The organism is Pedobacter sp. N36a (genome assembly GCF_014472395.1).
Lineage (GTDB): Bacteria > Bacteroidota > Bacteroidia > Sphingobacteriales > Sphingobacteriaceae > Pedobacter.
This window is the reverse complement of the sequence record NZ_JACSZW010000002.1, coordinates 279,441-294,061: the sequence shown is the minus strand read 5'-3', so window position 1 is coordinate 294,061 and position 14,621 is coordinate 279,441. Positions and strand designations below refer to the sequence as shown.

General features: G+C 42.6%; 10 protein-coding genes. All 10 read right to left on the bottom strand.

Annotated elements, in window-relative coordinates; all coding sequences use genetic code 11:
• Nucleotides 1–32: 32 nt before the first annotated feature.
• Nucleotides 33–1,658: an NADP-dependent glyceraldehyde-3-phosphate dehydrogenase gene (locus tag H9X96_RS05010; protein WP_187665229.1), complete on the bottom strand. Its 1,626-nt coding sequence runs from the start codon at nt 1,656–1,658 to the stop codon at nt 33–35.
• Nucleotides 1,659–1,691: 33 nt separating this feature from the next.
• A complete protein-coding gene (locus tag H9X96_RS05005; RefSeq protein WP_187665228.1) occupies nt 1,692–3,059 on the bottom strand; it encodes an MFS transporter in 1,368 nt (455 codons plus the stop codon).
• A 42-nt stretch (nt 3,060–3,101) separates the two neighbouring features.
• Nucleotides 3,102–3,761: a bifunctional 4-hydroxy-2-oxoglutarate aldolase/2-dehydro-3-deoxy-phosphogluconate aldolase gene (locus H9X96_RS05000; protein ID WP_187665227.1), complete on the bottom strand. Its 660-nt coding sequence runs from the start codon at nt 3,759–3,761 to the stop codon at nt 3,102–3,104.
• 45 nt (nt 3,762–3,806) lie between these two features.
• Nucleotides 3,807–4,835 carry a PfkB family carbohydrate kinase gene (locus tag H9X96_RS04995; RefSeq protein ID WP_187665226.1) on the bottom strand — a complete coding sequence of 343 codons (1,029 nt, stop codon included), beginning with the start codon at nt 4,833–4,835 and terminating at the stop codon, nt 3,807–3,809.
• Between the two features lie 5 nt (nt 4,836–4,840).
• On the bottom strand, nt 4,841–6,241 hold the full coding sequence (gene uxaC / locus H9X96_RS04990; protein ID WP_187665225.1) for a glucuronate isomerase: 1,401 nt from the start codon (nt 6,239–6,241) through the stop codon (nt 4,841–4,843).
• A gap of 26 nt (nt 6,242–6,267) precedes the next feature.
• Entirely contained in the window at nt 6,268–7,920 is a 1,653-nt protein-coding gene (locus H9X96_RS04985; protein ID WP_187665224.1) for a UxaA family hydrolase, read from the bottom strand.
• Entirely contained in the window at nt 7,920–9,440 is a 1,521-nt protein-coding gene (locus tag H9X96_RS04980; RefSeq protein ID WP_187665223.1) for a tagaturonate reductase, read from the bottom strand. Before H9X96_RS04980 ends, H9X96_RS04985 begins: the two co-directional genes overlap by 1 nt.
• A gap of 139 nt (nt 9,441–9,579) precedes the next feature.
• Nucleotides 9,580–11,616 carry a S9 family peptidase gene (locus H9X96_RS04975; RefSeq protein WP_187665222.1) on the bottom strand — a complete coding sequence of 679 codons (2,037 nt, stop codon included), beginning with the start codon at nt 11,614–11,616 and terminating at the stop codon, nt 9,580–9,582.
• Nucleotides 11,598–12,638 (bottom strand): pectate lyase, encoded by a 1,041-nt coding sequence (pelA, locus tag H9X96_RS04970; protein ID WP_187665221.1) that lies wholly within the window; start codon nt 12,636–12,638, stop codon nt 11,598–11,600. Before pelA ends, H9X96_RS04975 begins: the two co-directional genes overlap by 19 nt.
• Complete coding sequence (locus H9X96_RS04965) at nt 12,635–14,584, bottom strand: DUF4350 domain-containing protein (protein WP_187665220.1); 1,950 nt, start codon at nt 14,582–14,584, stop codon at nt 12,635–12,637. The genes pelA and H9X96_RS04965 overlap by 4 nt, the downstream gene beginning before the upstream one ends.
• Between the last annotated feature and the right edge of the window lie 37 nt (nt 14,585–14,621).

Here is a 14,621-nt window from a genome sequence, read left to right as displayed (position 1 = left end):
ATCGCATCACTTATTATTCCTAAACAAACTTCTTAAAACAAGTATTTTGTACTTAAAAAATTGGAACTATTGCTGTCTACAATTTCATTAATCAGGTGTTTATTGTTTTCATTTAATTTCGTTGCCACCAGGGAACGGATAGAAAATGACCTCAATGCATCCACCACAGAAAGGGTACCTTCAGCACTATCCTTTCTCCCCGTAAATGGAAACACATCTGGTCCACGCTGACACTGACAATTGATGTTTACGCGACTTACCTGATTCACCAACGGATCAATCAGCGAAGCGATTTCTTCATTATCATTACTGAAAATACTCACCTGCTGCCCATGAGTAGATTCAATCAGGTACTCAATTGTTTCTTCCAAATCATCAAAAGGAACAACTGGGATGACTGGTCCGAATTGCTCTTCTGTATACAATTTCATGTCCTTCGTCACTGGATACAAAATTGCTGGGTACACAAAAGATTCGTTTACCGCACCTCCATTTTCGTTGATCACTTTTGCACCATTGGCAATCGCATCCGAAATACAGTCCTGCAGATAAGCCGGCTTATGAGGTTCTGGCAATGGCGTTAAAGAAACTCCGTTTTCCCAGGGCATTCCAAACTTTAGCTGCCCAACAGCCAGAGCCAGCTGTTTTAAAAACTCATCTGCCAGACTACGGTGTACAAATATGATTTTCAAAGCCGTACAACGTTGTCCGTTAAACGATAAAGAGCCTAATACGGTTTCCTGAACTGCCAGCTCAACATCTGCTTTAGCAGTAATAATTGCAGCATTCTTCGCATCTAAGCCCAAAATAGCACGCAAACGGTTTACTTTTGGGTGGAGCTTTTTCAATTCATTGGCCACTTTACTAGAACCGATTAAAGTCAACACATTAATCTGACCAGACTTCATCAGGTCAGGAATGATCTTGTTGCCTCTGCCATAAATGGTATTCACCACTCCTTTCGGAAAACAATCACGGAATGCCTCCAACAATGGATAATGCAATAAAGTACCATGCTTAGGCGGTTTAAACAAAAGGGTATTCCCCATAATCAACGCCGGTATCAAAGTGGTAAAAGTTTCGTTCAAAGGGTAATTAAACGGCCCCATACATAAGACAACGCCCAAGGGAGAACGTCTGATTTGCGCCACAATCCCTTGCTCAATGCTAAATCTGGACGATTGTCTGTCCAGGTCTTTCAAAGCATCAATAGTCGCATGAATATATTCTACGGTACGGTCAAACTCCTTTACAGAATCAGCATAAGACTTACCGATTTCCCACATCAGGAGTTTAACTACAATCGCTTTTTTTTCTATAATTCGGTGTGTGAATTTCTCCACACAATTGATCCTGTCGGCGACACTCATGGTCGGCCACTCGCCTCTTCCATTGTTGTACGCCTTTACAGCTGCTGCCAGCGCTTCTGCTGCTTCCTTTTCACTACACAAAGGATAAGTCCCGATCACTTTACGCTTCAATCCCTCAGGGGTTTTGATGCAAATCGGTGATAAAACTTCATGTATTTCTCCATCCCATGCACGTAGTTCCCCATCGCTTAGATATTCGCGCTGGTGAACCTCTACTGCCAATTTAAATTCCTCCGGAATTTGATGCTCCTCTACAAAAATAGCTTGGAGCTGGTCATTAAAATTCATAGTAATATGGTTGGTTAGGTAAGTAATTCCAAATTATAAATCAGTGATCGGTGCATATTTGGGAACCAAGGATTTCATCACGATCCAGGCCAACAAATAGGCCACAGCACAAATGGCAAACATAATGGTATAACCGGTTTGAGTATGTCCCAGCAATTTATAATGATCAAACAATGCACCCCCTAGTTTAGACATCACTACGCCACCCATTCCACCTGCCATACCGCCAATTCCAATCACCGAAGCAATACTTTTCTTAGGAAACATATCTGAAACTGTCGTAAAAATATTAGCCGACCAGGCCTGATGCGCAGATGCACCAATACCGATCAATACCACCGGAATCCAATAGCTATAATGCCCAAGTGGCTGTGCCAGCAATACCAATAGCGGGAATAATGCAATCACAAACATGGCGCGCATCCTGCCATCATAAGGAGAATATCCTTTATTGATAAAATACATTGGAAACCATCCACCACCAACGCTGCCAATCATAGTCATACTATACAATACAGTCAGCGGCATCATGATATCTGTTCCTTGTAAATTATACTGCACCTTAAGGTAAGAAGGCAGCCAAAACAGAAAGAACCACCATACCCCATCAGTCATAAATTTACCAAAAGCAAAGGCCCAGGTTTGTTTATAACCCAATAATTTGGTCCATGGTACTTTTTTTCCTTCGTCAATAACTTCTACAGGTGCTTCATCGTTCTGGTCGCTATTCACATAGGCCAGCTCATTCGTACACATTCTTTTCTGATTTTCAGGTTTTTCATAGAAAATGCCCCAAAATGCCAGCCACACAAATCCTACAGCACCAATGATTAAGAAAGCAGCTTCCCAGCCCCAGACTGTAGCAATCCAAGGCACGGTTAAGGGTGCTAGAATAGCGCCTACATTGGCGCCAGAATTGAATATACCCGTCGCAAATGAACGCTCTTTCTTAGGGAAATACTCCGCTGTAGCTTTGATGGCTGCCGGGAAATTGGCCGATTCTCCAAAAGCAAGAACCGCTCTGGCAATGATAAATCCCACTACAGAGACTGGCATTGCGCCCAATCCAATCCAGGTAAGGACTGAAGTTGCGCCCTCCCCAATTGGAATGGCTACGGCATGCATAATCGCACCAATAGACCAGATGATCAAGGCTACGGTATAGCCCCACTTCGTACCTAGTCTATCAACAAAACGCCCTGCAAAGAGCATCGAGATTGCATATACGAATTGGAATGCGGCAGTTATATTGGCATAATCACTATTTGTCCAGTTAAATTCTTTCTCCAGCATGGGATGCAGGAGACTTAACACTTGTCGGTCAAGGTAATTGACTGTGGTTGCGAAAAACAGTAATGCACAGATTGTCCATCTGTAATTACTCATTTTAGTCTCTTTCATTATATTTGGTTTTTGGTTGGTTGTGGTTCGATTGTACGGGTATTATCTACCCGATTTTACCAGTTCAATCGTTTTTCTGGTGAGATTCGCTAGTTCGTTATAGTCCTTGTTTTCTAAAATGTCTTTACTGATGAGTTTGCTGCCCATTCCAACGGCACATACGCCTGATTTAAACCAGTTGCTGATGTTGCTCTGCTCAATTTCAACACCACCAGTAGGGATGAACAATTGCCCTGGAAAGAGATCCCTGATAGCCGCCATATAAGATGTACCAAGGATGTTTGCAGGAAATAGTTTAATCAATCCAGCTCCCATCTGATGTGCAGTGTTGATCTCTGTCGGCGTAAAACAGCCAGGAACCCACAGCATACCTTGCTCATGAACCAATTGACCAACTTCTTCACTCACAATCGGAGAAACGATAAAATGAGCCCCAGCTGCAATAAACTCTTTTGCCTCTACTACGGTTTTAATAGTTCCTATACCCAGGTATAGGTCTTGCATTTCTGTTTTTAAGGCCTCTATGAGGATTTTAAAATTCGACAATGCAGCAGGTCCGCGGTTGGTATACTCCAATACCCTGATTCCTGCTTTATATAAAGTCCTGATGATCTCCAGGCTCACCTGCGCATCTTCAAAGTAGAATAAAGGAAGGATTCCCTGATCTGTAATGGCCTTTAAAGAGTTTTCTTTCGTTTTCATTTCTATATCTTTTGTATCGGTTCTTATACTGTATTATTTATAATCTTAAATGGCCACTTCATACATCTTGGCTACCTTAGGAATATCCTGCATTTTGGTTTTTGTAAAATCGGTATGGGTAAATAGCTTCGAAAAAGCTGCTCTGGTTGCAAAACCAAGCGTCTCCTCTTTAGAATGCGCTTTATAAAACCCGTAAATCAAGCCGGCCATAAAACAATCTCCACTACCAATTTTTCCAATAATCCTTTCCGCACGGTATTCCTTAGAAACCAAATGCTCATCTGCGGTATGTAATGCACAATAATACTTCACTCCGAATTCCTTAAAATCAAACCTGAAAGTATGGGCTACCGCAGTACACTTTGGAAAAGCAGCCAGGATGGCCTGCGCGCTTTTTTTAGATTGCTCCAGGTAAGCTTCTTTACGGTTTTCCTCTGCTAATCCAGGACTAACCGGAATCCCTAACATCTGCTCTGCCGCCCAGACATTGCCCATGATCAGGTTACAATATTTAGCCAATGCAGGCATCACCTCTATCGGTTTTTTACCGTATTGCCAAAGTTTACTTCTGAAATTCAAGTCTAGCGAGATTTGGATATTACGCTCGGAAGCAGCAATTAAGGCCTCTTCACAAACCGCAACAACACCTTCATTTAATGCCGGACAAATCGCACTAAAATGCAGCCAGGAAACATCCTGCAGCACTTTATCCCAGTCAATAACCCCTGTTTTCAGGCTAGAAAAAGAAGAATGGTTGCGGTCATAGATCACTCCTGCATTTTTCAAATCCTTGCCATTAGGTAAGTAATATAAACCGATGCGCTCGCCAGTATATTGCATCGGACTGGTATCAATGTTCAGCTTATTCAGGTAGTTTACCACCTGTTTGCTCATAAAATTATCTGGCACTGCCGAAAGGTAGGACGAAGGGACGCCCCAAAGCGCTAGCGCAGCCGCCACATTGGCCTCCGCACCTCCTACATAAAAGGACAGGTTGTTTTCTTTGAGCCAGTTCCCATCCAAATCCGGAGAGATTCTCAATAACAGTTCACCAAAGTTTAAAACCTTTCCCATATTTATTAAAAATTAAAGTATTCTTTTGCGTTATTATAGCAGATGTCCTGGATTATTTTCCCAAGCCACTCCTGATCATCAGGCAATTCCCCATTTTCCACATCATCCCCAAACAGATTGCATAATATCCTTCTGAAATATTCATGACGCGGATAAGAAAGGAAGCTTCTGCTGTCGGTTAACATCCCTACAAATCGGCTCAGTAAGCCCATATTTGATAAGGTATTTAATTGCTTGATCATGCCGTCCTTTTGATCTAAAAACCACCAGCCAGAGCCCCACTGCACTTTTCCAGCAACAGTCCCGTCGTTGTAATTACCAATCATAGTGGCCATCAATTCGTTGTCCGCAGGATTCAAATTGTACAAGATGGTTTTTGCCAGACAATTTTTACTGTCCAGACTATTTAAGAATTTAGCCAGGGCTTTCCCCTGAGAAAAATCGCCTATAGAATCAAAGCCTGTATCTGGCCCCAACTGACTCAATAAACGATCATTATTGTTTCTTAAAGCACCCAAATGATATTGTTGCACCCAACCTTTTTCATGGTCCCATAATGCAAATTGAAACAGCAATGCTGATTTAAACTGTCCAATTTCTACTGGAGTCAGTGCAGATTGCTTTCTTATTTTCAAGTAAATGGCGTTGATTTCTTCTCCTGTGTAATCATCAGCATAGATTTGCTCTAAACCATGATCAGAAACCGAACAGCCATGCGCTGCAAAATAATCGTGTCTTGATTTAAGAGCTGCCAGGTAAGCATCTAAGTCTTCCAGTGCGGAACCGGTTAAAACAGCCAGCTGGTCTATATACTTATTTAACAAAGTCGTGTCATCTGCATTCATCGCTTTATCAGGACGGAAAGCAGGCAGGACTTTGATATCCAATTGATCTCTTTTTATTTTCTGATGATGCTCCAAAGAATCCAATGGATCATCCGTAGTACACAAGGCTTTTACATTCATTTTGCGCAATAAGTTCTGCACAGAATATTCAGGTGTTTGCAATTTAGCCGCACATTCTTCATAAATCCTTTCCGCATTTTCAGGGGAAAGCACTTCATGGATATCGAAGTAGCGCTGTAGCTCCAGGTGGGTCCAGTGGTATAAAGGATTTCTTAAGGTATAAGGAACGGTTTCTGCCCATTTCTTGAACTTCTCCAGGTCCGTAGCACCTCCAGTGATGTAATACTCATCAATGCCATTAGCCCGCATCGCACGCCATTTATAGTGGTCGCCGTACAGCCAGACCTGGGTAATATTTTCAAATATGAAATCGTTTGCAATCTGATCCGGCATTAAATGATTATGATAATCAATAATGGGCATCTGTTTTGCAAAGTTATGATACAGCGATTGCGCTGTTTTTGTCTGTAGTAAGAAGTTGCTATCTAAAAAGTTTTTCACAATAATATTTCTAAATGTATAAAATTTTATAAAGAAACGCCCCTTTTCCAGGGAATAAAATCATCTTGTCTATGGCGTGAGGCACTCACTTCTACGTTTCCACTGGCTACCTCAATGACGTACGCTAAAATACGTGCCCCTGCAGCTTCAATAGGCTCCGATCCATCAATGATCGAACCTGTGTCCAGGTCAATAATATCCCTCATCTTCTCAAATAAGCGGGTATTGCTGGCTATTTTTACTACTGGAGCAATAGGATTTCCTGTCGGCGTACCTAAGCCTGTGGTAAATAAAACAACGTTTGCACCCGATCCAACCTCCGCAGTAGTCGATTCTACATCGTTCCCAGGCGTACATAAAAGGTTCAATCCAGGCTTTGTCACTTTTTCAGGATAGTCCAATACAGCCACTACCGGTGAGGTGCCGCCTTTTTTCGCCGCCCCTGCAGATTTAATGGCATCTGTGATCAATCCATCTTTAATATTTCCTGGAGAAGGGTTCATGTCAAATCCAGATCCTGCCGCAGTTGCTCTGCTGCTATAAGTAGTCATCAGGTCTGAAAAACGTACTGCATCCTCACGATTCACACATCTATCGCTCAAATTCTGTTCTACTCCACACAATTCGGGGAACTCTGCCAAAATTACTGAACCCCCTAATGCTACTAATAAATCAGAAGTATAGCCAATTGCCGGGTTTGCAGAAATCCCAGAGAAGCCATCTGAGCCACCACATTCCAATCCAATACATAATTTATTCAATGGAGCCGGTTTTCGCACATTGGCATTCGCCTGTATTAAACCTGCAAACGTTTGCTTAATTGCCAGAGTTAACAGCTCAGACTCCTTACCAATCGTCTGCTGATCCAGGATGTATAATGGTTTGTCAAAATTAGCCACACGCTTTTGGATTTCCTCCTGTAGAATACTGATCTGGGCATTCTGACAACCCAGACTTAGGATCGTTGCACCAGCCACATTAGGATGTGTAATGTATCCTGCCAGCAACCCACACAAGGTCTGCGAGTCTTGTCTCGTACCACCACAGCCGCCGGTATGGGTTAAAAACTTAATCCCATCTACATTTGGAAACAAACGGTTCGCCTTTTGTTTTTGCGCTGTATAACTCAATTGGGCGCTAAGAATCTCATCCAGATTTTTCCCTTCCTCATATAAAGAAATCAGCTCTTTCGCCTGCTGCTGGTAAGTTTCGTTGCGGCCATAGCCTAAATTATTCAATAAAGCCTCCTGAATAACTTCGAGATTCCTGTTTTCACAAAAAACCATTGGGATCACCAACCAATAGTTGGCGGTACCTACCTGGCCGTCATTACGGTGATATCCATTAAAAGTACGGTCTTTCCAGGCCGATATATCTGGCTTATTCCAGGATAAATGTGCTTCATTAGTTTCAAAACTGGTAGCCGCATGTTTGATATTAGCGGTGGTCAATAAAGAACCAGCCGGAATGTCACTTTGAGCTTTACCCACCAATACACCATACATAATCAATTCATCATTCGGTTTTAGATCTACCGTATTGAATTTGTGTTTAGCCGCTACCTGGTCCTGTAATAGGTAATCAACACCATCATAGCTCAATATCTCGCCCTTCGACAGGTCCGTTAAAGCCACCAGCACATTATCCTTTGGATGAACCTTTAATATTCTTTGCTTCATTAATTGCTTTGTAAATGTTTTTCTGATTGCTGTAACGCTTCCTTCATTCCTGAAGTTAAAATCAGTTTATATTGTTCTGTTATTGTTGCTTTCAAGCCAGGTAATACAGACAAATCTGCTCCCCATAACCCGGAATCCGCCAGTACCTGATGCACATACTCCTCCTGTGGCAACCTACTTTTGTCATGGAAATAAGCCACTTCATCGTCAGTAATCTGATATTCTCTACCTTGATATGCCCCAAAGTACTGCCCATTTGAAGAGGCCCTGCTTACCCGCATAAAGACCAGATATGCAGCAAAACCCAAGGCAATATTTGTCGGAACCTGATGGTACTTCTTATAGTAATTCAGCAACACCGGAATCACACGGATCTTGATCTTCATCGTGTACTGAAAAGTAATATTGATCCAGGAATGTGCAATAAAAGGATTTGCAAAGCGGTCAATCACACTATCCGCAAAAGCGGCAGACAAGGCCAGGGCCACCTCATACGGAATTGCAGGGGCGATTTCTTTTTGCATCACCTTTGTAATGTATCTTTTTAAAGGGGCTTCTGACATCGCTTCAGCCACTGTTGGAATGCCAGAAAGAAAAGCAATTGCCGCTGCGAGGGTATGCGTTCCATTTAACAGCCGTACTTTCAGCTCCCTGTAAATCTCAATATCAGGTTTTACAATAATTCCTTCATCAATTCCTGTTAACCCCAGCAATCTTTCTACTTTTAGCCCCCCTTCAATTGCCCAAAGGCGATAAGGTTCTGCCATAATTAACAGTTGATCGGTATAACCCAACTCCTCTTCCAATTCTTTCAGCACCGCCACATCAGGCTTCCCTGGCACAATCCGATCCACCAATGAATTGCAAAAATGTATATGCTGTTTCAACCAAGCCACAAATTCCGTCTCCAAACCCTGATAATCAGCCAATTCAAAAACGATCGCTTCCAGTTTTTTTCCATTATCAGGAATCAGTTCTGTCGCAATTACCACCAAATCGTATTCATCTGTATTGCACACTAAAGCTTTAAACCTGGCATATAATACTGCCAGCAATTTCGCTGGAAATGAGCTTGGCGAACCTTGCTGAATAGCTTCCTTAACCAGTTGTATCCCAACCTCGGTCGTATTAGAAACGATTAACCTCAAATCCTTGCTAACTGCTATCTCTAAAATGTGATCCCAATCTTTATCTGCCGTTAACACACGGCTGATCGCTGAAGAAACAATATTTTCTTTTATTTTCTCTCCTTTTTCAATTCCTCTGACACATATCGTGTACAAACTATCTTGCTTGTTGAAAGCACTGGTATCTCCTTTGCTAGTCGATTTTACCACCGCAATCCTACCGTTAAAGGCACCAATAAGGTTTGCTTTATGGATAAAGTAATCTGGGAGACCACGTAATAGTACGCCAGTTCCAAATTGTAAGACCCTTTCAGGAAGGTTAAAATGCCTTTGATCAGGAACGATTACTTTCGCTGATCCCATACCATTTAAGGTGTTTTTGGATAGTATCATCTGTTAAATTACATTCGGTTAGAAACAATTCTACATAATAATTATAAGGAATGATCGGCTTGAATGGAAATTATTTGCGCAATCGTTATCGGGAACGTTATCGTGCAGGATGGATCAGGCTATTTCCTCAGAAAGGGCTTTACTTAAAGAAATTTACGGGTATTGGCGACAACCAGCGGATCAAATCAGGTAGGTCATAATAGGCAAGCACACCCGGAATCAGCTCGCTGTATCCATCTTTTTGCAAGGGGTTTTCTAACCTGCTCAAATAAGAAGGAGTACCTTGGTATAAATCAAGCTGAACAATAGCCGGCTCCAAAAAAGCAGCATGCATTGCCGGAACATTTAACAGGCCGTTACTGCGAATCGTTATTTTTTTTGCTACAAATGATTCTTCTTCTATAGCTGCACCTCCAGAAGACACCGCTTCATTCACAAAGCATGGATTGGATTGTATAAACTGAACTAAGCAAAGTAAATCATAAACCCGTTGTCCTGCTAACGGCTTTCCAATATGCAAAGCAAACATCGCATTTCTGTATTCTTTGTTTTGATATTTCGGGTCATTTAAACCAGCCTTATCTTTAGTTTCTCCTATCCCTCTCAAATCCGGCAGCACCAACGCAAAGCCCTGATCCAGATACTGCTTTAAGGAAGCAGGATCCCTGGCCAGACTTTCTTTACCCGCCTCAGCTGCCCAAATTAAAACCTGTTTAATCTGTCCAGTAGGCTTTAATAACAGGAAAGGCAAAGGAATTTCCCCCGGACTCCTGAGTATCATCTTATAAAATCTTAACCCATTCTGCAACAAAGAATCTAGCACAAAGGACTCCAGCTTTAATTCATCAGTAGACAAAGCCAGCAATTGTTTGATTTTGCTGCTTTTAACTGCCCGATCCTCCTCGGAAAAAGCGCTTCGCTTTAAGGCTAGAGCATGGTATACAGAAAGATGGTAATCTGCTAAACTTCGTTCATTGGGATAGACAGACTGGAGTAATCCATTCGGACTAACAAATAGTTTTGCTGCTGGCAGGACCTCAAGATCTCCTTCCTTTACAGCTGTTGAATCCTTATAAAAATGCCGACGAAACCAGGTGACAGCAGCCTCTCTTTTAGGTTTAGACAAACCATGACCATCTGCATAGCTAAACATCGACAAATGGTCCGGGACACCCAAATCTAAATACACTTGTTTAAGGTCTCCATAAGATTCCAGGGTTCCCTGATAGTCAATAAAATCGTATTCCCCAGCCAATACCAGCAAGGGTTTTGGTGCTGCCGCAATCAGATAATCACTCATTTCCAATTGCGCTTCGCCCTCTCCAGGAACTTGTGCGCAACCATCTGCAGGTCCAGTCATCGCTAAGGTACGCGCTCTGCTGGCCAGATAACTACAGGGAGCAAGTACTTTTACGCGCGCGTCCATAGCAGCAAAATAGATCACCTGCATACCTCCACCACTATTTCCTATACAGCCAATCCTGGATGAATCCACTTCTTTTCTGGTACAGAGGTAATCCAGCCCCCGCATATTGTCGAAAAGCTCATATACAGCGACCGAACTTCCCAAAAGATTGGCAGATTGATTGAGCAGCGTATGTTCAGTTGTCCCTCCTTTAGTTTGAGGCTTACCTGCTTCATCCAGTAATTGATGCCTTTCCGACTGCGAAATCGGGTCTATCACAAAAACAACAAAACCATTCTTCGCAAAAAGAATGGCAGCCTGCTGATAAGATGGTGTCGCCTTTCCAGAATCTTCGTGTCCACAGAACATCAACACTGTTGGGAAAGGCCCTTTACCTGTTGGCAGGTAAAGATTTGCAGTCACATGATGGTCTCTGAAACTTTCGTAACTGACCTTTTCAATCCGATAACCAGGCTGTATTATAGTCCCTGAAATTTTCGGATTTAGCGCCGATTCAGAAGGAAATCCTTTGATTACAGCATCAATACCAGCCTTCACTTTGGCTTGATAGCGGACTGTGGCATCCTTAGATCCTTTAGCGGCACCCAGCACATTTCTCCTCGCTTCATATTGGGCAGTCATTTTCCCGATGAGGTAAGCATTTAAACTCGCTTCTCCTTTCCAATCCAGCACATCAAAGGGCTTTTGTGCACAACTGAATGCCACAGCAAAAAAGAACAGAGCAACCGTACTTAAAGCTTTTTTAACCATGCCGGGTATTTCTTATCGATCAGATTTACAGGCCACTTACCGTACCAGGCATAACCTATTCGTCTTTCCACTTCAATCTCAGCTAAGGTCTTTTTAGGGACATTTTCCCTGCCCGTAAAAATAGGTGTATTGCTCGGAATGTCATAAAACCTAGCCCAGATTACACTGGAAGCAGCAGGTTTCAACACACGATCCTTACCGCCAACTTGATTCGGATCTTTGATGAACACAAAATCATAACCCGTAATCTTGGATTTTTGAAACCAGTCTACAGCAGATTTTACAGACGTTACGATAGCAGCAGAAGGATTTTTCTGGCGCATTAAGAATTCTACAATATACACAGACTCCATACCGCTCAATGAAATCGGTTCAAATGCACGTGCCTGAGCCGGTTTTAAAGTATGCTGATCATATTGCGCACACCATACGGTTAACTTTCCATCTTGTAGGACTTGTGTTTTCAAAATGCAGGAAATACCTTTATCAATAGCTACCAGCGCCCGCTTACGTGCTGTTTCTGGCAGTACTTCAAAGCCCTCTTTTCCCTCTGCCAGATCCTGCATGATATTCAACACATTTACCATGGCATTGTCGTTATAGGTGATTTGAGCGCGGTATAAGTGATGATCCGGGAAATATTGAGGCCATCCGCCATTTCCATATTGTGCCTGAAAAAGGTAATCCATACCCTTTTTTACCGCAGCAAGGTAATCTGGATTTCGGGTATCTGCATAGGCCTTCACTAAATACCGCAGCTCTTTTGTGGTTGCTTTATTGTCAATTGTCGCATCATCATGCAAAGAATCCGCTTTAATCTCCAGTCGAAGCTTCGTAGAAAGTGGCTGATCATAGTCAATTGGCACCTTACCAACAGCTTTTGGCCATCCGCCTAGGCTACGCTGATAAACCAACATTTTTTCTGCAGTACTGTCCAGTTTTGATGGTACCCCACTGAGGTTCTGCGCTATTGCGCAAGAACTCAGCAAAGCAGGCAAAAGAGCGAATATTATTTTTTTCATTTTGTTGAATTAGAAGGTAATTGCTGACTAAGCCATTGAACCAGGTCTGTTGCTGCAGCAAAATTATCATAATCGGCTGGCAACTTTCTACCGTCTACATACTCATTATACAACCAGGGATCACCGATAACGAAGACTGTCCCTTTGCCATATTTAGCAGTCGCAATGACATTATTCCCAGCACTATCCTTTACAATTGCTACTGCAGGACTACTTAATGAAAGACTACTAAACTCCTTCACAAACAACCGATTTGTGTTTTTGAAGATAGAATTTCTTGCAGGAATATCGATCCTCGCAGTTTCATATTCATTCCTATTTACCCTGCCTTTACTGTCCTTATTGAACTGAATACCGAAAGGTTTCGCCAGTTGGTTAAAATGATCCAATTCCGTATTGCCGGTATCATTTGCCATCAACACCAATAGGCCGCCTGCTTTCACCCATGAGGTCAGGTCTTTGATATGATTTACCCCAATATAGTTCGGTTTTGCGCTTTCTTTTTCTGTATCCGGGTCAACAATAATGTATACTGCCGCATTGCTAAGATTTTTCAAGGTAGGCTCTTCATCCAACTCTCTGGTTTTAAAGCCATTCCTCTCAAATATACCGCCCCACATAGAAAATCCGCCATTTGCGCGTTCTGCCCATTTGTAATGCCAGGACAGGTCATTTCCACTCTGGTCTTTCTTGATTTCATGATTAAAGTAGTTGTCAAGCAGCACCGTTTTTCCTTGACCAGGTTTTGCTGATGATGCCCATTCCATCTCATTCGCAGCTAGTAAGAATGCCCCTACACCTTTAGGATCGTTGGTGATAACCGGCTCAGTCAGGTAATAAGCAAAACTGCCGTCACGATAAGGTTTGCCGCCTAAACCAGACACACTAACGGTACCTTTCAGGTTTACCCTATCCGCCGAAACCTCCTCTACAAACACCTTACACATACCACGATAACCTTTCTCTGAAACAGCAAGATATGAAACAGGCAAGTCGCCATTTCTCACGCCTTTAGCCAGGCTATATACAAACATTGCCGAAGCAGAAGCTTCGGGATAGTTTCCTTTCACATTCGCTTTGTCCAGGATATCATACCAGAGTCCGCTTTTAGGATCCTGATATTTCCTGACCGCTGTGGCTGTCCTGTTTAAGATTTCCTGAAGTTCTTTTCGCTTAGGATGATCCTTAGGGAAATATTCCAATGCGTCAACTAAAGCCATGGCGTACCAACCCATTGCTCTTCCCCAGAAATTAGGCGATTGTCCCGTTACCGGATTTGCCCACTTTTGCTCCTTAGATTCATCCCATCCATGATATAGCAGGCCAGTCTTTGGATCTTTACTGTATTTCTCCATCAGGATGAACTGATTCGCGATGTCGTCAAAAGCAGCATGGTCGCCTACTAAAGCGGCATATTCCGCATAAAAAGGCTGTCCCATGTACAAACCATCCAGCCACATCTGACTAGGATAAATCTTCTTATGCCAGAAACCACCTTCTTTAGTCCTGGGATGATCCTTCAGCTGCTCCCGTAATGCGCTAGCTGCTTTAAAATATTTCAGCTGACTGGTCACTTTATATAACGTCAGTAGTGATCTACCGTTCTTGATATTGTCAATGTTATAGTCCTGCGGCTTGTACCTTTGAATCACACCATCTTTCGTCACAAAAAAGTCCATGCTTTTCTGCATGTATTTGAAGTATTCAACTTTTCCGGTTCTTTTCCAAAGCCCATCAATTCCTTCCAGAATCACCCCTTGATCATAAGCCCATTTTACGGGCTTAGGCTGCTCAGGATTGAGGTTGAGTGAATCTGCCCATATTTCCATTACTGTAGCCGCCATACGCGCTGAGAGCGGCTTATTCGCCTGCGCATGGGCTACAGAAGAATAGCTTGCCTGCAGGAGCAGGACAGCAGCCGCAGTATTTATCCAGGTTATTTTCATTTTATTTCTTTAATTCAAGTTCAGTCTAAGGCTTTTT

Coding starts and splice junctions, on each gene's coding strand:
- pelA (WP_187665221.1), bottom strand. CDS start 12,638: ATGAAAAAAATAATATTCGCTCTTTTGCCTGCTTTGCTGAGTTCTTGC.
- H9X96_RS04980 (WP_187665223.1), bottom strand. CDS start 9,440: ATGATACTATCCAAAAACACCTTAAATGGTATGGGATCAGCGAAAGTA.
- H9X96_RS05000 (WP_187665227.1), bottom strand. CDS start 3,761: ATGAAAACGAAAGAAAACTCTTTAAAGGCCATTACAGATCAGGGAATC.
- H9X96_RS05010 (WP_187665229.1), bottom strand. CDS start 1,658: ATGAATTTTAATGACCAGCTCCAAGCTATTTTTGTAGAGGAGCATCAA.
- H9X96_RS04995 (WP_187665226.1), bottom strand. CDS start 4,835: ATGGGAAAGGTTTTAAACTTTGGTGAACTGTTATTGAGAATCTCTCCG.
- H9X96_RS04985 (WP_187665224.1), bottom strand. CDS start 7,920: ATGAAGCAAAGAATATTAAAGGTTCATCCAAAGGATAATGTGCTGGTG.
- H9X96_RS04965 (WP_187665220.1), bottom strand. CDS start 14,584: ATGAAAATAACCTGGATAAATACTGCGGCTGCTGTCCTGCTCCTGCAG.
- H9X96_RS05005 (WP_187665228.1), bottom strand. CDS start 3,059: ATGAAAGAGACTAAAATGAGTAATTACAGATGGACAATCTGTGCATTA.
- H9X96_RS04975 (WP_187665222.1), bottom strand. CDS start 11,616: ATGGTTAAAAAAGCTTTAAGTACGGTTGCTCTGTTCTTTTTTGCTGTG.